The following is a 19,971-nucleotide window of genomic DNA, read 5'->3' on the forward strand; positions in this document are numbered from 1 at the left end:
AACCACACCCGACCGCATCAGGCCCTCAACATGCGCCCACCAGTCCCCGAAACTCTAGTCCGAGATGGCCCAGAACAAGGGGGCTAGACAGACACCGTTATCCCTTTTTGTTAAGTTATCATGCAGTTATATTCTCAATGCGGTGCCGCCCCAATTGAGAATGAAACTGGGTATCCAAAAAACTCGGCAGTGGGTTGGCAAGCAAAGCTGCCTGCTTTCCCACAAGATTTTTTTTGTAGTTTACAGTTACGCTACAGTAGGAAACCTGCTGTTCGCAGTCACTCTTTCCCACTTCTGTTTTGCGAAAACGGAAACAGGAGCGAAAGATGTCGCAATTTGAACTTCTGGAGATCTTAAGGGATCAATACCCTTCAACCACTGCTGCTGCTCATAGTCTTGTGCTGAAGGCATCAGAACTGAGGATAGCCCGTGAGAACAAAACTTGGATTGATTTTCAAGGATCCGAAAAAGCACAAGTCGCGTTCGAAAACGCAATGTGGGAAGCCTTGCTTTGGGCCGCTCGGGAATCTCGAGAAACAAGCGCAGAACGGCTGTTCAAGTTCATGGCCAACTTTTTTGCTCAATTTGCGCTGGCTTGCCCTAGCTGGAATAGCGCGTTGCCTCAGGTAACTGACTTTTTGCTCGAAGCTAGCGAAAAGGAGGACTCAATACTAGTCGGCGCGCTTGCTCAGGTTAAGGGAGAGCATTTGGTGGTGAGAGGCGTTGGTCGACCAGAGCTAGAGAATACACTCCAGGCTTGAGCCTTTAGGTTTTGGACGAGGAAACCAGGCCTGAACAAAAAACAGTTAATCGCCCGAACGGAACAATTTGCAACGAGATAGCGTGATTCTATCGGGCGGTTTCAACAAATGCGATTGATTTCGCTGATGCGATCATGCTGCAAAGTTTTATCAAAAATATCTAGGCGGTTTATCGACCACACACAAACCGTGCACGGTAGTACTTAGACATCATATGCGTCGCGACCAATCCTAGTCGCGGTTTAACAGAGCTGAAAATCCACATAAGAAAAGGCTCGAAACCGTTCAGACAAACCGAACCACCTCTAAGAAACAAGCTCGGGGGCATTTCACTTGTCCGACGAAGCTACTTCCTTGGTGTGGACATGCACGTCCATTTGCGGGAACGCGATAAAGATACCATTATTCTGCAAGCGGGTCTTGCCAATCTCCGTCAGGTCCCACATCACATCCCAGTAATCGTCGGTTCGAACCCATGGTCTGCAATAGATGTTCACGGAAGACGGGCCCAATTCACCGACGAATATCTTCGTTTCCGGATTTTTCAGGCAACGTTTGTCTGCCTCAACTATCTCAAAAAGGATCTCTTTGGCGCGCTCGATATCATCTGTGTATCCAATTCCGAAAACAAGATCGACGCGTCGCACTCGGTACTTGGTGAGGTTCTCCATCGACCCCTGCCAGATGGACTGGTTTGGAATCTGTACCAACCGATTGTCAAAAGTTCTGAGCTTTGTCGAAATTATGTTTACGTCGACGACCGTTCCAATTGTTTGATTGATAGATATAATGTCGCCCTTTGTATAAGGGTTCGTTGCCTGGAGCAAAAAGCCGCCAATTACACTTTGAAACAAATTTTGCAGCATGAATGCCACAAGGAACCCAAGACCACCGATAATGGCAGTTGTCACGCCGATATTTACACCAAGCCCCCACAAAGCGAAAAACAAGCCAAGAACAAGAATGCCCCAGCGAATAACATTTGGAATCACTACTGCAGCAATTTCATTTTCTTCGTTGCGGCCGTGCAACCATCTATTTGATATTCTTTTCAGAACCCCGCTGAGTAGAAAAGCAACGACCAAAACTAGGATCGCTTGGAAAAGCCCGCTTAACGCCCTGAGCCCACCCCTGCCGGACATCACCCAGTCCCATGACAGATGAGCAATGGCTGACCATTGGTATGAAAGCAATAGCTCACCGATAAAGCCCTTGATAAACCCTTCGTGCTTTTTCAGTTCCTCTTCAGGGCCGCCTTTTCGATCCAAAGCGTAAACCACGATGATGTAGTTCTGGAGGTCACCAATGTTTTTTTGGTTCGTCGCCTTTATCTCGTCCACAAGTCCTGGGACCTGTTGATCGGCGACAGTTTCCAGCTGCGTTAAACCCTCTGCTATTCTAGCGAGGTTTGTTTGAACCCGGCGCTGCCAGATATCTGCAATCTCTGAAAGATCGTCTGCACCCAAAGCGACTACATGCCGGGATAGTACGTCTTCGCTTACATTCGCCTCGCTCGCGATTGTAACTGAGTTTTGATACGGGTCCGAGTGGGCGAGTTGCTGTGCTTTTGCTGTTCCCACATTCAGCAGCAGAATTAACGCGGCAAACAATGCCGTAGTACTAATCGAAGCCACTGCTCTGATGATAAATTGAAATTGGACCTGCTTCATGTGTCTACTCGCAAAAATTCCAGTTTATTGTGGCACACAATGGTATTGTTCCTGCAAGAAATACTGTTCCAATAGACAATACCGTTGCGGATCGGCTGAGGTTAATTGCGTCTTTAATCATCAGCGACAAACGGCTCTTTCATTTGTTGCATCACAGTCAGGGTAGCATAGATTGCCAGGAGCGTATGGCCTGCTTGAACTGCGCTGATGGCCCCGAGTTCGCATCTCACGCTGCGGCAAAACCCTAAAATCCATCGCTATTTTCGACGGCTACCAATAGAGCTTGAGGCTTCAATTCACTTGTAGGCTTTGGTCTGTCGCGCTCACAAGCGCCCTGAATGCCATTGATCTGTTCTTTACTAATACGGCTTCTGTTCATCGTCTGTCTCCGCGGTTGGAGAACAGGCTGGCTCCAAATCGAGGACTTTTCAGGGGAGCAGGTCGGGGCCCTTCCAGCTCGGCACTAGTTTCGCTAAACCAAACTGAAACCTAGAAGGAACGTAAGTGTTTTGTACCTTCCCTTAGCAGCTCCACCACGCCAGATGCATAAGGAAGATCATCAAGATACTCTTCGAGAGAAAACTTTGTAGTAGGGAAGTTGGACAACGCGTTCGTTGCCAGTTTAGTCTCACCCGCCATGCCGTGAATAGCAGCGATCAACAACCAGTCACCTGCGTGTTCACGAGCATCAATCCGCTGCACTTTTTCTGAGGCCTTTGCGTAGTCTCCTTCCTGAACATTGTCCAAGCAAAGTGTGATATTTGTCCAGATCGGCAAAAATGGATTGATGTCCAAAGCCTGCCTTACCATTTTCCCGCCTAGCTTGATATCACCAACCAGCGCAATCCAAGCGCCAGCCAACGCAATCAGCAATGCACTGTTTGGATTGGCCTGAATTGCAGCTTCAATCAAGCGATTGAACCTTTGGGTGTCTCTGGTCAGTAGCGCATATATTGCGGCTGCAAATAGAGCCTCTTGACATTGAGGATCCAGAGCCACTGCCTTTTCAGCATGTGTTCGCCCCTGTTCCAGAATATGGCTCAGGCGTTTTTGGCCTAATGCCACTTCCTCTACATATCCTAACGCCATAAGCGCGTGGGCCAGTCCACTGGCATCATTGCTTTGAATGGCAGAGCGCGTCAGATCCATCATTTGCTGCAAGCTGCTCGATCTAGAAGTACGAACGTGGGCATGAAAAGCCAAAAGAGCTTGATAGGTATTACTCCAGGCCAGCGAGCGGCTTGCCAAATGACCTGCGGCGTCGGCTGCGACAACTCCATAAGCATCAACCAGCTTTGTCGCGCATTGTTTCGCAATTTCTTCCTGGGCTGTGAAAGGATCAGAGGCGTCTGGATTAATATCACGCCGGTCGGCCCACAAAACAGAGTCGTCAATGGTTCGTCTTAGTTGCACAATCAGGCGCAGGTTGTCCTGATCGTCCCGCACGGAACCATTCAGAACATAATCGCAAGAGGGTAAGGTTTCTGCCTTAAAGCCATCTGGGTACTTGCCTGAATACCCGGTTAAAACACGGATATGAGCGAAACGCGCAAGTTCCAGAGCCAGTTCCTCAGGAAAGCCCTCTCGAAAAAGCTTCGCGCGAGACGTATCTGAACCGTCAAAGGGAGTGATCCCGAGAACAGGCCACCCTTTATGGAGCACCGCAGACGATTTTTGCGGTTCGCCTTTTTGGGTGTTTATTTCAAAAAGTGGGCGGTACTGCCCCTTAGGGACAGATATTGAAACCGGGTCGTTGTTCCCTGTCTTCAGGTAATAATAGTCCAATGCCTTTCGCAGCTTGACGGCTTCAATCCTAACGACCGGATCAGAATTAGGATCAAATTCAGTGCCTCTTCCGAAAACATCCATTGCCAAAGCAGTGCCCCGTAACTCGTCACCGCGGCCTTCAAGTTCTCGATGAACAAGGTGCTCTAGGAACGTCTTTGTTCGCGTGCTGCACGGGAAATCCTCAGACGTTGTGATGCGTTCCAGTTGTTTCAGAATATCCGCCTTATCGACATGTTCCGCCACGACTATTCTCCTGCACTTTCGCGAAGCAACGTGTGTTGACCACAACTACTGTATAGCAACATGTAATTTCCTACCGTCAATTCCTTCTCCATCCCATCTTTGAGCCACAGAAGTTGTTTACGTTGGATCGAAGGAGGCTGCTTATGACACACCGATGGATGATTACGGGAATTGTCACGCTTGCGGTGCTAGTGACGGTTGTTTCAAAAGTTCATGACGCTGACTTGGTGCAAGAATTTCAGCATCAGTCGATTAGCGGGGCTTCGGTAAGTTCTGGAGTGTTGTAACCCCCGGTTTAAAGGCTTTGTCACGGGGACTTTATCTTTTCGAGACCAGTGTGAAGCATTGCTGCTTCAACACGCGGGGTGCCGTATTTTTAAGGTTGCGGAACCACCAACCTATAGCAATGCGGTGAATCTGCGCTAGGCTAGAGGTTCAGGTAAGTTGTTAAGGAATTGATCATTATGACAATGAGCACCCACGCTATAGCTCTCATCGTTGCTGCGATTTATCCGGCAGTCTCAATTGCGGGCAATGCTGAAGTTTCTCAAGTCTTATCACCGTTTAAAACGCCTGCTGAACTGCCTGCGTCAGACGTTGACTGGACGGGTTTCTCCTTCGGTTTGGAACTTGGCTATGCTCTTGATGTAGAAGGCACCAGCAGTCCGATTTACGGGGCGAAGCTGGCCTACGACTACGATTTCGGCAGTTTTACACTTGGTTACATCTTTCAATACACCCGACTAGAGCAAGATATTGATGCTGGATTCGAACTCGTTTCATACACGCGTCTTGGTGCGCGTGGTGGCATCGACAGAGGACTGAACTTGTTCTACGCCAGCGCTGGCTACGCTGAAATCGACACGCACGCCGCCGGCAATACGAACCCTGGCGACGGCAGCGGTTATTTCGTGAGCCTTGGCTATGAACGCTTCATTCGGGAAAAGCTCACCTTTGGGGCAGAGTTGGTGTATTCTGAGTTCTCAGATTTTAACCGCGAGTTTCGAGACGTGGACCTGACTGCGCTTGCATTTTCATTGAACTACAGGTTCTGATCCTATGCGGGATCCTTCCCCATTTAATGCCTCGGTGCGAAATGGGTAATATCAGGGCCGCGTAGACAAACATTGAGAAGGGGGTGGGCGATGATATCGACATTCTTCCGACACTCTTTTTCGCCGTCCACCAGTGTGTACCAAAACACCGGAGTATATCGCGCCAAACCTTCGGCGCATCGCTCAGCACGCGTTATCGACAAGGAGGCGTAGCAAATCGGTGCCAATCTATCCCAAGCTTAAGACCGTGTTCGTTCATATTCCGAAAACTGGGGGATCAACGGTTTCTACAATTTTACGCCGTCCGCGTCACTTTAGTCTGACCAAACATGATCCTATTCCCGCGATCGACAAACACTCGTCAGTGTTCGTGAATCTGCAATACTTGGGACCGGAGGCGGAGGACTATTTCAAGTTCAGTTTTGTTCGGAACCCTTGGGACCGTTTGGTCTCGGCCTACCATTACATCATCGCGCGGCGCGAGAAATTGGAATTGGTGACAAATAACGACACTTTTGAGAGCTTCTTGTCTTCATTCATTGAAGAGCCCTCAAAGTACCTGGAAATACCATATTTCAAGCCCCAATCTGATTTTCTCGTGGATGACAGTGGAGAAATTCCGTTGGATTTCTTGGGTCGCTTTGAAACCTTCGAGAAAGACCTGAGCGTTGTTCTTCGCGAGATCGGCGGTCGGCGTATGTTCTTCAAGCATCGAAAAAAGTCGAAGAGGCGAGACTACCGAGACTATTATTCTGCTGAAAGCAGCAAAGCAGTCGGTGAGGTATACATCCGTGATGCTGAGAATTTCGGGTATGTTTTCGATGACGGCTTAATTCGCAAAAAAAACATTGGCCTTCGAAAATTGTAGTTTCGGGAGCGGTAGATCAAGTGCGGAGTTGTTTCTGCTCTGATATTGAAGTTGCCCTGAATGCTGTGGGGAAAAGCACTTGCAGTTTGCCGTTTCGCTTCCAACTTTATGTTGAATTTGGTGCTAAGAGGACATTCCCACCGTTTGCTCTGGTTGACCGCTTCGGCACGCAAATAGAACGTTAGCTTCATTTGTTGAATGCTCCGATTGAACAGAATTGCTCCAATCGAGTTCCATTTCCCTGCACGTCAGTTGTAATTGGTAATAAATCAAACGTTAGCCTGAAAAGGCTGGTATGCTAACCTGATCGACCTGCGCCAACGCCTCCTCGGCTCGACCGACAACCACCTTTCGCACCCGGTTCAAGCCATAGGCGTTTATCCGACTCGAGCACTTCCGCAGAGGTAAAGCCTGCTTACACCCAAAGCTGTCTATCCAGACGAACCTGCCCCGGCCGGCTCCCTGCGTCTGGAACACGATGTTGCTTATGTTCTTGTTGCTAATCACGACATGATTATCGATCAGCGTATCGAAGAAAGTGTTCAATAGCGTCAAGTGCCAGGACGCGAGGCGACCTTCGTAAATCATCTGCCTTAACGTCGGGGGCAGGTTTCCGTCGGGGTCGGAGATGCGCTCGTAGACCAATCCCAGCCCGAGGTCGGTCGGGACCGTTCCGTGAACCTCGCAGATCGGCAATTGTACTCCAAGCTGCTGCACACGGGCCTTTAGCTCGAGATACTCGTGGAACTCCCGCAGAAAGCCCTTGTACATGGTTGCTCGGCGAAATCGGCGCTCGATCCGGTTTGTATTTGGGATATGGCCATGGTCGTCGAAAGTACCCGGCTGCGGCACTTTCACAATAAGAGTCGGATCGCCCGGATGGGCGAAGACATACTGACGGTTACCCTTTGCAAGCACGGGCTCGGCGCTTAACTTTAGCATCTATCACCTCACTGCGCAGTCGATAAGAAGCATCATATCGCACCCTCGCTGTAAGAAAAAGTGTGTGCCGCCGGATGGAAAAAAACTGTGTTGCATCGATACTGGCGCTTCATCTGATCGCATTTAAGCGTGACGGTGTCCGGTTCGGGTTCCGGAACGGCATTCGCGGCACCCAGCTTGCGTGATTGCTGTGTGGACAAAGCCGTCAAGGCGGAAAAAGACTTTTGGAAACGAGGGAAGTCCAATAGCCTCACAAGACCGCCCACTATTCAGTAACAGCTACAAATAAGTCAAAATTTGCTTTTAACAGCGGTTTCGGTGATAGTTTTGGGATAGCCAAAATTCGAGGAGGGACTTCCGGTGTTTCAAAGTCTCCGTACCGCGCTCGCCATTCTGTGCGTTGTTTTTTCTGGTGCCGCGAACGCTCAGTTTTATGGTCATGAATTCGAAGGTACTCAGGCCCCGATCCGTGAGGGGGAACAACCCGTTATTCCTTTGGACACTGAAGATCCAACTTACAATGCATGGCGCACACCCTTGCCAAGCTTTGAAGGCGAGCGTGAGGGACGCGAGCCTGGAATTGTTGACCCTCAGCGTTTCTATGGCCAGGGCTTTATGCAAATCCCAACGTTCTTACACCAACCGTTAGCGTTCACGCCCGGCGATCTGGCTGCCGCTGAAGTCGACGTGGCCATCATGGGTGCCTTTACCGACATGGGGACCGGCGCACGCGGGGCGTCGCGCGGTCCGAATGCGGTTCGTAACTCCTCGATGTATCTCGGCTATGGGGCGCGGCAGCCGCATATGCACGTCATGGTCGACCCGCTGCAGGAAATGACAGTCGTTGACTACGGAAACGCCCCGAACGACATCATGAGCACCGAGCGCACAATTCATGCGGTCCGTTCTTTTGTTGGTCAGGCAGCGGCGGTGCAACACGCTGACGGTAGCCACGTGATACCCTTTATCGTTGGTGGCGATCATTCATTGATGTACCCAAACGTCGCTGCGATGACGGACGTTTATGGTAAGGGCAATGTGGGTGTCGTTCATTTTGATGCACATTATGACGCCGGAAAATATGGCTTTGGACACCTGATCAATCATGGCATGCCTGTTTTCAGGTTGATCGAAGAGGACTTGGTTGAGGGCAAAAACTTCATTCAAGTTGCTTTGCGCGGATACTATCCAGACGAAAAAGCATTTGAATGGATGCGTATGAATGGGTTCCGCTATCATACGATGGCTGAGATCGAAGAACGCGGCTGGGACGCTGTTATGGAAGACGTCATTGCCGAGGCAAATGAGGGGCCGGAGTACATTTATATATCTTTTGATATCGACACCTTCGATCCAGCGTTCGTACCCGGAACGGGCACGCCCGAGCCTGGTGGGCTGATGCCTCGCGAGATTTTCCCGATAATTCGTCGCCTCTGTGCTGAATCAAACGTGATTGGGTTCGAAATTGTTGAACTTGCTCCTTTGATGGACCCTACCTACGTTTCTGCTTTGAATGCCAACCGAACCATCAGGGAATGCCTGACGGGCATTGCGATGCGTAAACAAGGTTTGACCGAACCAGATTACAAAAGCCCGCTTACTGTTTCGCACGGTCAGAATGACAACTAGGCTACTCGTCTGTACAGTCTGTTTGGTTTCTCTAACAGGTTTGGCAGCGCACTCCGAACCACTGGAGATTTCGTGGTCTGATCTTCGCGAGGGTCGCCTTGTTGAGTGCTCTGAGTTCTTAGAAGGCTACCTGTCAAATCCAAGTTGCCTGCCAAGAGACTTAAGTGATCGCATGCTTTCAATGCAGATAGCCGAGTGCGTACCCGGGAACTCTAACCTTGAAGGCAGTCATGTTCTCATTGCAGGTTACGCTCATCCCGTTGAGTTCGAATTTAAGGACGTGAAAAACCTATTGTTGGTTCCTCAGCTGTCTCAGAAGTGCCGACATCCAACGGCACCTCTTCCTGATCAAGTTATTTCTGTTGAGTATCCAGAAGGCGTCGACATAACAGCTGACCCAGTGTGGGTTACAGGCAAACTTCTCATTCGCCAAAGTCAGAGCGAACTCGCGCCTTCAATATATAGGATTAAAGCTTCGGAAATAATCACCGCAACCATTCCTGACGTCTCAGCCGCCGAGTAAGGTTTTTCGCCGAGAGGCCAGTTACCGCTATGGATTTGTTGCGGATACTTGATCCGGTTTCATGATCGCTAGTAATGCCGGACACAGCGGTCATGTGTCGAAAACAGACTTGTCAAAATGCAGCAAAAGGCCGAGCCGACAGGCTTCCTTAGAAAAGGAGTTTCGTTGACGTTCGGCAAAGGCCAAATCCTACTCCTGCAACCACTTTTACCGAACACAGTGTCGTACGAGCCGCCTCAGGGTGGTGTTTCTATTTGTGCCATCACCACTGGAAGCACTGTGGAAGCACCAGTATGCAAAACATCCTGTGGTGAACGTACAACTGTTTTGCAAAAAGAATAAGCAACCAAATCTGGGTGTGAAAATCAAGCAACCGTGTGGTGATTTGATGCGCCTTTTTTAGCCAAATATGAGGCGACAGCCAAATGGAACTGCTGGGAATAGCCGAAATTTTCTGCGGCACCTCATCGTGCGAATCTGCAGTTCGATACCAATTTCAATGTAAAAGGACTGTTCGGCTTGGTACGCAATTTGATGTTGAGTGATCACCCTGTCCGGGTCCCACTATGACAGTTGGGTCAGGTCTGTGTAACGTTCAACTCGCAGAAAACAACAGCAGTGAGCTCAATAAACTTCGTGCTACGTTTTTCACCCAGGACTGCTTTCGGTAATAAATCGGACTTGGTAGCGTTATGCGGACGGCCACTTTCCGCAACACAAGTTTATTAGCCTTTACTGTAATGCTGCCCAGCGAAACCGCGCAGCAATTAATTCGCTTGCTTGCGTCCGGCACAACTTAACGGTACTCAGATGTCTTGTTCGCCTACGTCGATATATTCTGGAAGTTTGGACAAAGCAGATTTCAACGCGTCGCCCCAACCTTCTGAAACAGTTCGAAAGTAATCGTCATCTGCTTCGAACCGCGAGCGCTTGCCGGCCTCGAAACTGTCTTCGTTGTAAAGCAGCAGATCCAGCGGTGCCCCGACGGACAAATTGGCTTTAATCGTTGAATCGAAGCTAACGAGCAAAAGTTTCACGGTCTCTGGAAAGCTCATCTCGGGATCATAGGCGCGGACCAGGATTGGGCGACCGTATTTTGTCTCTCCGATCTGAAAGAACGGGGTTTCGTCTCCGGCTTCGATAAAGTTGCCTTCTGGGTAGATCAGGAACAGGCGCGACGGTCCGCCTTTGATTTGCCCACCCAACACCATCGTTGCATGAAAGGCGCTGTCGGCTTGTTGGCCGGATTTCGCGTGTTGCTCAATCACACTGTTCAGCGTTTCCGCCACCAGTTGGGCAACCTGAAACATCGTGGGGGCTTCGAGGATCGATGGAGTGCGCTCTTCGGGCACTTTGGTGCGCTCCTCAAGTAAGCTGATCGTTGCTTGGGTCGTCGCAAGATTTCCGGCGGTCAGCAAGGTGATGGATCGTTCCCCTTCCACTGTCCAGCTGAACATCTTGTTGAAGGTCGAGACGTTGTCGACGCCAGCGTTTGTGCGTGTGTCGGACATGAAAACCAGCCCGCGGTTCAGCCGCATGCCCACAGCATAGGTCATTGTCTTCTCCGTTATTGCTGTGCGATCTGCAACTGTACCGTCAACTGCTCGCCCGCTGTCCCAATTCGGCTTCCTATTACCGGGGCAGCCTGCGTATAGTCCAGACCGGTTGCGACGCGAACATAACGATCATCAGGAGAAATCCCGTTCGAGACGTCAAAACCGACCCAGCCGAGCCCCTCCAGATGCACCTCGGCCCAAGCGTGGGTCGCATCCTGCAACTCGGTTTCATTCATCATCAGATAGCCCGAGACATAGCGCGCCGGTAGGCCAATCTTTCGTGCGCAAGTGATGAAGATATGGGCGTGATCCTGACACACACCGCTGCCTGCCTCAATGGCATCTTCCGCGCTCCAATCAGGATGCGAGCTTCCGATCTCATAGGTGACGCAGCCTCGGATTGCTTCAGACAAAGCGTGCATTAGGGCCAGCGGTTCACCGTCAGGCAAGGACCGGACTAATTCGTTGACACCTTTTCCCGGCTTTGTCTGTTCCGTGCTGCGTTTAAAAAGCCAAAGCGGCGTCGAGCCCTCATGACGCCCCAAAACACCATGCGTGTCTTCAACCTCGACCACCCCCTCCGAGATCAGGGAAACGCTTTGGGTGTTCACGTCAAAGCTGATCAATTCCACCGTGTTACGATGATAGTCCTCATAGCTCAGTTCCTTGCGACCACCGATAACCTCAGTGGTCCATCTTTCGATGCGCTGGTTGCGAAAAGACTTAGGCGTCTTTCTCAGTTGCTGAAGACCGAAAGGAACCGGCGCGTCGAAATCGTATCGGGTTTCATGTTTGATGTGCAGTTTCATGGGCTACTCATAGAACCGGTAGTCGATTTCGACCTGACGGCTTAACCCGCCAAGATCATTAAGAAAATCTTCGATGTATTCGTGTAGCCCATAGTCGAAGATATCCGATATCTGTCGGCCCAGGTACTTTTCGGAAAGCAGGTTGGATGCTTCGCATGAGGGGCCCGCAAATCCGTAATCTTTCTTGAGGTAAGACAGGTTCTCTTGAATTTTCCTGCAACAGAAATGAAGGCTGCGGGGCATTCGCTGATCCAGGATCAGGAACTGAGCGATATCCGAAGGTGTCGTTTTTTGCCCGTGTGTCATCCGGTATCCGCCACCAGCCCCGACTGAGCGCAGGATGCTCTCCCACTGGATATTGTCCAGCGACGACCCGACCGAAAACGCAGTGGGCAGCAGGACATAGTATTTAACGTCAAGAATGCGTCCGGTATTGTCGGCACGTTCGATGAAATTCCCGATACGCATGAAATCAAACATGTCATTGCGCAGCATTGTGCCAAGGATCGCACCACGCACAAGGGCCGCTTGCTGACGGATCAGTTCAAGCGTACCCGGCAGGTCTCGCTCATTCACACGGCGTTTCATTGCTGCATCTACTTGCATCCATGTGCTGTTCACCGCGCTCCAAACGTCATGGGTCAATGCTGTGCGAACAAGACGCGCGTTGTCCCGGGCCTGTTTGATGACCGATTTTATGGATGAGGGGTTTTCGCCATCCCTCAGCATCCAGTCCACGGCGTTTTCCTTGGTGATTTCTTCATACTTGGAAGAATATCCGCCCAGAACGCCCGCTGTTTTCAGCACCGAGCCCCATTCCTCAACCGAGTTTTGGGTCCGGGTTAAAGCCATCCTTTGTCCGGTTTCCAGCAATCTCGCCGTGTTTTCCGCTCGTTCCAGATACCGGGACATCCAGAACAACCCACCAGCCGTTTTTCCCAGCATGTCAGTCCTCCAGAACCCAGGTGTCTTTTGTCCCGCCGCCCTGGCTGGAATTCACAACCAGTGACCCTTTCTTGAGCGCGACGCGGGTTAAACCTCCCGGAGTGATCTTCACACCTTCAGGCGAAACTAAAACAAAAGGCCGCAGATCGACATGTCTGGGAGCCAGACCGGATCTCGCAAAAATCGGGACGGTCGACAAAGACAACGTCGGTTGGGCGATGTAGTTCGACGGCCGAGATTTGAGCTTGTCGCGGAAGGCTGCGATTTCTTTCTTGCTGGCTGTCGGCCCGATCAGCATCCCATAACCGCCAGAGCCGTGTACCTCTTTCACGACAAGCTCGGACAGATTGTCCAGCACATAGGCCAGAGAGTCCGGATCGCTGCACCGCCATGTCGGAACGTTCTGGAGCAGTGGCTTTTCGCCCGTGTAGAATTCAACAATTTCCGGCATGTAGGAATAAATCGCCTTATCGTCAGCAATCCCGGTGCCGGGTGCATTGGCAATTGTAATGCCACCAGCGCGATACACGTCCATAATGCCCGGCACCCCCAAAGCGCTGTCCGGGTTGAAGTTCAGCGGGTCCAGAAAATCATCATCAACGCGCCGGTAGAGGACATCGATCGGCTTGTATCCTCGCGTTGTGCGCATGCAAACGCGCCCATCAACGACCCGCAGGTCATGTCCTTCGACCAATTCCACTGCCATCTGATCTGCTAGAAAGGCGTGCTCGTAATACGCCGAGTTGTAGATGCCGGGCGTCAGCACGGCGACGGTTGGTTCTCCTACCGCGCAGCTGGGCGCACAAGCAGCAAGGGATCGGCGCAGGTTTTTAGGATAGTCCGATACATTCCGTACATTGTTGGCACTGAAGAGTTCGGGGAACATCTTCAACATGGTTTCCCGGTTTTCGAGCATGTAGCTGACGCCTGATGGCGTGCGGGCGTTGTCCTCCAGAACATAGAACTCATCCGGCCCGGTGCGCACCAGATCGATACCTACAATATGCGTGTAAACCTGACCGGGTGGTGCAACACCGAGCATCTGCGGCAGGAATGCCTCGTTGCCAGCAATCATCTCGGCTGGAACACGACCTGCGCGTACAATTTCCTGACGATGGTAGATGTCGTATAGAAAGGCATTGATAGCCCTGACGCGTTGCTCAATGCCACGCTCCAGCCTCTGCCATTCCCTCCCGGATATGACCCGTGGAACAATATCAAACGGGATTAACCGCTCTTCTGCTTCGGCTTTTCCATAAACGTTGAAGGTGATCCCGGTTAGTCTGAATACTTCTTCAGCTTCACGCTGTTTGGCCCTTAGTCTCGAAGCATCTTCGGCATTGAACCAGCGCCCGATTTCTTCGTAAGGACCCCGCAGAGATCCAGTGTTGCTGAACATTTCATCAAAGTAGTTGCTCATGCGAGGAGTGTGACTCAGATGTCTGGAGGTTCAAGTGCTATGGGCTGGATTACTCTAAGCTCTCAGGAAAGTGCCTATTTTTTAGGCAAAGTTATGCGCGGATTTCGAAGGGTCTTTTCTGTCCAAGTACTCTATCGTCCTCTGCCAACTACAAAAAACAATTGTGAGCGTTTCCCGTTGGTTTGAAATCTCGCCTAGGGGTTTTTGAGAAATTGAATGCTGCATGGCAAGCTTTTCCAGGGAAAATAGAAAATGGATGCAGCAGCCCAAAAACATTCCCAGACCAATTGTGTTTCGTCCGTTACTCGCATGATAGCTACCATACGTTGGCTCCATACCGGCGTCTGTAAAGAAGGACCATTGTAGGGTTTGGATTCCACCGAGACGACAACCAATTAGTTTCAGCAATCGGAAGGCGGCGACAACAAAGGGCAACTCCGTCCCGTTCCGATTCCGCCAACACCTGCCCGAGCCGTTGCAACTCATGTTGGTTCCGAAACCGTTCCCGTTTCTCTTCATGGTATTTTGGGACCTGGCGACAGGGTTTCGGTCAGTCAGGTCGCATGCCCCAGATTTCCGCAAGATTGAACATCTTGGACAATACGCCCAATGACCGCGACTTGGCGGGCCCTCTTCTGAGTGCTCCGTTGATTTAGCTGCGTCGTTGTCGCCAAGTTCTTCGGTCTGCCCGACCAGAAGGGTGGACTGGTTAGGCCAAACTGAACTACGGCAATGCCGCTCTGGCAAGGGCTACCCTCAGGGGCCGGAGCTGCATGCGTCGGTGCATTGGGTCTGCAATGAGCCCATCACCCGCCGGGGGTGAACCAGATCGGAGAGGAATAGGCGCGTTCCTGATGGGTCAGTTGCGCTTCCTCCGGCAGGTCAACGCCAAAGCGCAACTTGTCGTATAGCACCCAGCGTGGGGTAGGGATTTCAAGAACCCGCACATAGTAGAAGGCCCTTTCATTCGGGTCGAAGTCCGGATCGGTCCAAACGGTGACCAATTCGGATGCGCCGATCGTGTTGCTCCAGCTTGCGGTTTCCAAGTCCACAGTATTGCCGACTTCGGGCAAGTTTCCGTCTGCATCCAGTGCCCGGTCATCCGACCAGGCTACGTTGTAGACTTTCTCCTGCAACGCACCGTCTGCATCCAACCAACCCTTTACGACTTGAACCCGATCAAGATTTGCGCCGATCGGATCGCGCAGAGCGCCAATCAGGAAGTTCGGGGCACCATCCCCTTCGCGCGGTCGCAGATCGCTGCCCATGGGGACGCCCTTGGTATAGCCAACATCAGCAACCAAACGGGTCAGAAGGTCTTCTTCGGTAAAGTCCCAGCCGCCAAAGAATCTGAGGCCGATCCGTGGACCTGTGGTCGCATAGGTTTCTCGGCGTTTGAACGCATCGAAAATGGCCGCCCGCGTGTTATCAGATGCCCATACAGCGGTGTATCCTGACGCAACCAGCGTATGTCCTTCAAATGCCCCAAGATCGCTTTCCACAAACGGATGCAGCACTCGCCTGGCCGAAGGTTCCGCGCTGACGGATTTGCCAAAGTAGTTTTCCTCTTCCGCTGTGGCCAGCGAAGTATGGCTGTCCGTCGCACCACCCATGCCGAATTTATACGGGTTCACGCCGAACTTCTCTTCCAATGCCAAGCCGCGTTTCAGGGCCTCACGTGCGTACTCACCAGCCAACATTTCATCGGTTTTCAATTCGGTGATATCGAGGTTGCCGACGTCCCAGTTTTCATAATCGGCAAAGGGATCTTCTGGGCTGAGGAAAGGGTGTGCTTCACCATCGCCCTTGATCTGCGTGACCTCGTAGTGTGGCTCCCACTTGGCGCGGTTTTGTACGTATTCCTCGTCGACCTTGCCGCCGTGATAGGTGTCTTCGGTGGGGAACATCCAACCATTCGACAGGTTCCCATTGTGGGCGAAAGCTACGGCGCGGCCGCCGGTTTTGGACTGATACTCCTCAAGCCAAGCATAAAGTGCCTTTGGGTCGGTGTCCCCGTACGGCGGTTGTGTTACCGGCGGCACCATCTGCAGAGCCCGGATTGGACCATCCCGCAGCATCACGTTGCGGTGCAGGTTGAACCCCTTTGGAACCGAGGTCCATTCGAACCCGATGAAGGCCGTGAAATTGCCGGGATCGTTATGGCGTTCTGCCGCCATGACGATCTGTTCCCAAGTGAAGGCAAACGCGTCCGCGCCGGGGCTGTAAGACTCCAGCAGAAGCTCGGGCAGAGTCATCTGCGAGAAGTTGGTGATGATGTCGAACGCCGCTTTGGCAGCATCTTCACCTCCGGCTTTATAGCCTTCGTACCACTCCAATCCTTTTGGCTCGGCCAGAACACCGGGTTTGCCCGCCTGCAGATCAGGCGCGAAGCCCATAAGGTCGGTGTGGTCGGTCAGTACCATCCAATCCAACGGTCGGGCCAATCTGACCGGCTGGCCAGTTGACGAAATGACCTGTTCGCCCTTGGCAAACCGCCATGCGTCGTCGGGAAGCAGCGTGTTGCCAAACGCGCCAGCATCAAGCGACAGCCCTGTGTGTAAATGGGTGTCCCCCCAAAGCGGGCGTTCCGGGAACGAACGGTTGGCATAGGGCGAGAAGGGACGCTCGGCAAAAGTCCCCTCGGCGGCTTCCTTGCTGGGGACGGCGTCAGCCAGTGCGATTGCTGGCAGAGATGCCAAACTAAACAAATAGAAAGACAGTCGAAGCATGTGAACCTCCCCCTCACAGACACAACGGTTTCAATTGATGAAAATATATATCTTGTTTTTATGATATCACGTTGTGTCGCGCAGGTGTTAAAAACTTCGCCAGACCCGGGCGAAGCTGTGCACGACAGCTCAGGGCTGTTTGTGAAGGATGGTGATCAGCCGTTCCGCCGCGTCCGAAAGCGTGTCCTCGTCAAAGGCCGCGTATCCAAGCAGCAACCCCTGCAGTTTTTCGGGCAAAACGCAGTGCGCTGACAAAGCGCTGATGCGCAGGCCGTTTTGCTCGGCCCGTTTGCTGATCTCAAGATCGGATATCCGGTCAACCAGCGGTGTCTTTGGCGATACGCACAAGTGCATTCCGGACGCGTCGGGCTGAAGGTCCAGAAGGTCAGCAACAGGGGCCAGCGCGTTAAGCAGATGGCTCTGACGCCGGGCATAGACCCGCCGCATCCGGCGAAGGTGCATGGCAAACTCACCGCTGTTCATGAACGCCGCCAAAGCGGGTTGCGGGATCAATGAGGCACGGGGACCGACGCGGCGTAGATAGGCCAGAGTGCTGTGCAGCAGGCGCTTGGGAACCACCAGGTACCCGATCCTCAGCGCGGGGCTGACCAATTTCGAAAAGCTGCCTAGGTAAATCGTGTTGTTCAAACCGTCCAGCCCCGAAAGCGAGGGTAAGGGTTGGCCACGATATCGAAACTCGCTGTCATAGTCGTCTTCGATCACTACAGCACCGGCGCGCCGTGCCCAATCCAGCACGGCAACCCGTCGGGACAGGGGCAGGCTTACCCCCGTAGGATAGTGCCGCGAGGGAGTAACGATCGTGGCATGTGTGCCCTGCGGAATTCTGTCCACATCCATCCCGTCCTGATCGATACGAACGGGATGGGCACTGTTGCCCGTGTCGGCAAGGATTGTGTGCAGTTTGGGCCAGCAGGGGTCCTCAACCGCGACCTGTTTGCCCGCGCCAAGCAGGCCGTGGAAAATCACCTCGAATGCTTCGCGCGCGCCAGAAGTGATCACCACCTGAGCGGGATCACAATTCAGGTGACGCCACGCGGCAAGGTGATCCGAGATCGCCTCGCGGAGTGGATACCAGCCCAGCGGGTCCGGGCGGGTCAAAAGCGCGGCCGTCGGACTGCGCCATGCGCGTTCAAGATGGCGGGCCCATTGCCGGTGCGGCAGCAGGGTTTGATCGGGCAGCCCGGTTTGAAATGGACGCCATTCCTCGATCACCGGACCGGCCGGACGGGGGATCGGCTGTGGCTGTGACAGATGGGTGATTTCGCTGGCGACAAAAGTGCCACTGCCTTGCCGGGTGACCAGATACCCCTCGCTAATCATCTGGTCATAAACCGCCTGAACCGTTGTGCGCGAGATCGAAAGCTCGGACGCCAGAGCCCGGCTGGCGGGCAGACGCGCGCCGACCAAATCCGGAGACTTTGAGACAATGGACCGCAACGCATCCAGCAACTGGGCCTGCAATGGTGCCTTCAGCGCCGCATCCAACGAGATCGCAAACAGATCACGGTGCAAATTGGCCTTATAGAAAGTTTCGAAATTGGACATTTGATAAAATCCAATACCCGGGCATTACGGGTATAGCAAGAACAAACCCGAGCTACGACTATGAACGAGACCCTGGAAACCACCGACAGAACGCGCTTGCGCAGATCACATGAGCGGGGGCATTTCGACCGTACCACGATCAACCAAATTCTGGACGCGCAACCCATGTGCAGCGTTGGGTACGTGATCGATGGCAAACCCTTTGTCACGCCGACATTGCAGTGGCGCGAAGGAAATCATGTCTATTGGCACGGTTCTTCGGCCAGCCGCGCCCTGCGCAACGCGCGCGACGCGCAGGTGTGCCTGTCGGTGGCGATCCTTGATGGCTTTGTCCTGGCCCGGTCCGGGATGCACCATTCGGTCAATTCGCGCTCGGTCACCCTTTTTGGGACGGCCTTGAAGGTCGAAAATCCTGAAGAAAAACTGGAAAAGCTCAGCCGGTTCGTGAACGGGCTTTTCCCTGGGCGCTATGAAAGCCTGCGACCGGATCATGCGCAGGATCTGAAGGCAACCATGGTGTTGGGTATGGAGATATCCGAAGGCAGCGCCAAGATCCGTACTGGTGGACCCAAGGACGAGGAAGAAGATTATAACTTGCCAATCTGGGCCGGGGTCATTCCCGTAAGCACCACGGTCGGAGAACCGGTCCCGGATTCTCGAAACATCGATGGCGTGTCACTGCCCGAGCACGTTCAATCCTTTCGGTTGTAAGGTGGGACTATGACGGACCTTTCGGTAAATCTGAACGTTGCTGCCTTGCTTCGAAACAGGCGAGAGCACCCGTGGCCGGATATTCTGGATCTGGCCCGTATTGCACTGAACGCGGGTGCTGCAGGTGTGACGGTGCATCCCCGGCCAGACGAGCGCCACACCCGGGCTGGCGATGTGCGGGCGTTGCGGGCATTGCTTGACGCAGAGTTTCCGGAACGGGAACTGAACGTCGAAGGCTATCCCGACCCGAGGTTCCTGTCGCTTGTTAACGAGGTTCGTGCCGATCAGGTGACACTTGTGCCGGATGATCCAGCGCAGGCGACAAGCGATCATGGTTGGGATTTCGAGGCGCAGGGCGTGATGCTCGCCGAGGTGGTTGCCGGGCTCAAGGAACACGGCCATCGCGTGTCGCTGTTCAGCGACCCCGAGGCGGCGCATATGGCTCATGCAGCCCAGACGGGGGCGGACCGGGTCGAGCTTTACACCGGCCCGTTTGGAGGTTCTTACAACGACCCCGTTACCGAAAAACAGGAACTTGACCGTCTGGCTGAAGCGGCGGCCGCAGCCGAGGCGCAGGGTCTGAAGGTCAACGCTGGGCACGATCTTACGGTCAATGGAACGCGCAAGTTGATCGCCCGCATCCCGTCGATAGCGGAAGTGTCCATCGGCCACGCGCTGTTCTGCGATGCCCTGACGTTTGGGATGGCTGAAACCACACGCCGCTATCTGGACTCCTGCAATTTGTCCGATGGCTGA

At 52.8% G+C, this 19,971-nt stretch carries 16 protein-coding genes; 7 read left to right on the forward strand and 9 right to left on the reverse strand.

The window, feature by feature from the left end:
- The first annotated feature begins 326 nt into the window (after positions 1-326).
- A complete protein-coding gene (locus tag ACR0ER_RS23140; protein ID WP_480770908.1) occupies positions 327-761 on the forward strand; it encodes a hypothetical protein in 435 nt (144 codons plus the stop codon).
- A gap of 329 nt (positions 762-1,090) precedes the next feature.
- Here the strand turns inward: ACR0ER_RS23140 and ACR0ER_RS23145 are convergent, their stop codons facing one another.
- A complete protein-coding gene (locus tag ACR0ER_RS23145; RefSeq protein WP_480770909.1) occupies positions 1,091-2,431 on the reverse strand; it encodes a mechanosensitive ion channel family protein in 1,341 nt (446 codons plus the stop codon).
- A 489-nt stretch (positions 2,432-2,920) separates the two neighbouring features.
- A complete protein-coding gene (locus tag ACR0ER_RS23150) occupies positions 2,921-4,462 on the reverse strand; it encodes a hypothetical protein (protein WP_480770910.1) in 1,542 nt (513 codons plus the stop codon).
- Positions 4,463-4,926: 464 nt separating this feature from the next.
- Here ACR0ER_RS23150 and ACR0ER_RS23155 point away from each other — a divergent pair, with 464 nt between their 5' ends.
- Positions 4,927-5,517: an outer membrane protein gene (locus ACR0ER_RS23155; protein WP_480770911.1), complete on the forward strand. Its 591-nt coding sequence runs from the start codon at positions 4,927-4,929 to the stop codon at positions 5,515-5,517.
- A gap of 220 nt (positions 5,518-5,737) precedes the next feature.
- Positions 5,738-6,385, forward strand: coding sequence for a sulfotransferase family 2 domain-containing protein (locus ACR0ER_RS23160; RefSeq protein WP_480770912.1), 648 nt, complete (start codon positions 5,738-5,740; stop codon positions 6,383-6,385).
- Positions 6,386-6,661: 276 nt separating this feature from the next.
- On the opposite strand, the gene ACR0ER_RS23165 is transcribed toward ACR0ER_RS23160, so the two are convergent.
- Positions 6,662-7,327, reverse strand: a complete 666-nt coding sequence (locus ACR0ER_RS23165; protein ID WP_480770913.1) for a YrbL family protein — start codon at positions 7,325-7,327, stop codon at positions 6,662-6,664.
- A gap of 360 nt (positions 7,328-7,687) precedes the next feature.
- On the opposite strand from ACR0ER_RS23165, the gene ACR0ER_RS23170 reads away from it, so the two are divergent.
- On the forward strand, positions 7,688-8,956 hold the full coding sequence (locus tag ACR0ER_RS23170; RefSeq protein WP_480770914.1) for an agmatinase family protein: 1,269 nt from the start codon (positions 7,688-7,690) through the stop codon (positions 8,954-8,956).
- A 181-nt stretch (positions 8,957-9,137) separates the two neighbouring features.
- The gene (locus tag ACR0ER_RS23175; protein ID WP_480770915.1) at positions 9,138-9,479 is read left to right on the forward strand and encodes a DUF3299 domain-containing protein; all 342 of its coding nucleotides are present in this window, start codon (positions 9,138-9,140) and stop codon (positions 9,477-9,479) included.
- Between the two features lie 806 nt (positions 9,480-10,285).
- Here ACR0ER_RS23175 and ACR0ER_RS23180 read toward each other — a convergent pair.
- From ACR0ER_RS23180 to pdxR, 6 genes are all read right to left on the reverse strand, one after another.
- A complete protein-coding gene (locus ACR0ER_RS23180; RefSeq protein ID WP_480770916.1) occupies positions 10,286-11,035 on the reverse strand; it encodes a proteasome-type protease in 750 nt (249 codons plus the stop codon).
- Positions 11,036-11,046: 11 nt separating this feature from the next.
- On the reverse strand, positions 11,047-11,844 hold the full coding sequence (locus tag ACR0ER_RS23185) for a transglutaminase family protein (protein WP_480770917.1): 798 nt from the start codon (positions 11,842-11,844) through the stop codon (positions 11,047-11,049).
- Positions 11,845-11,847: 3 nt separating this feature from the next.
- Entirely contained in the window at positions 11,848-12,789 is a 942-nt protein-coding gene (locus ACR0ER_RS23190) for an alpha-E domain-containing protein (RefSeq protein WP_480770918.1), read from the reverse strand.
- A 1-nt stretch (position 12,790) separates the two neighbouring features.
- A complete protein-coding gene (locus ACR0ER_RS23195; RefSeq protein ID WP_480770919.1) occupies positions 12,791-14,209 on the reverse strand; it encodes a circularly permuted type 2 ATP-grasp protein in 1,419 nt (472 codons plus the stop codon).
- Positions 14,210-15,015: 806 nt separating this feature from the next.
- Complete coding sequence (locus ACR0ER_RS23200) at positions 15,016-16,938, reverse strand: DUF3604 domain-containing protein (RefSeq protein ID WP_480770920.1); 1,923 nt, start codon at positions 16,936-16,938, stop codon at positions 15,016-15,018.
- Between the two features lie 129 nt (positions 16,939-17,067).
- Complete coding sequence (gene pdxR, locus ACR0ER_RS23205; RefSeq protein WP_480770921.1) at positions 17,068-18,504, reverse strand: MocR-like pyridoxine biosynthesis transcription factor PdxR; 1,437 nt, start codon at positions 18,502-18,504, stop codon at positions 17,068-17,070.
- 60 nt (positions 18,505-18,564) lie between these two features.
- Between pdxR and ACR0ER_RS23210 the strand changes: the two genes are divergently transcribed.
- Together ACR0ER_RS23210 and ACR0ER_RS23215 are read left to right on the forward strand one after the other, a co-directional pair.
- Positions 18,565-19,215 (forward strand): pyridoxamine 5'-phosphate oxidase family protein, encoded by a 651-nt coding sequence (locus tag ACR0ER_RS23210; RefSeq protein ID WP_480770922.1) that lies wholly within the window; start codon positions 18,565-18,567, stop codon positions 19,213-19,215.
- A 9-nt stretch (positions 19,216-19,224) separates the two neighbouring features.
- Positions 19,225-19,971, forward strand: coding sequence for a pyridoxine 5'-phosphate synthase (locus ACR0ER_RS23215; protein WP_480770923.1), 747 nt, complete (start codon positions 19,225-19,227; stop codon positions 19,969-19,971).

The organism is Ruegeria sp. CH8 (assembly GCF_056536985.1).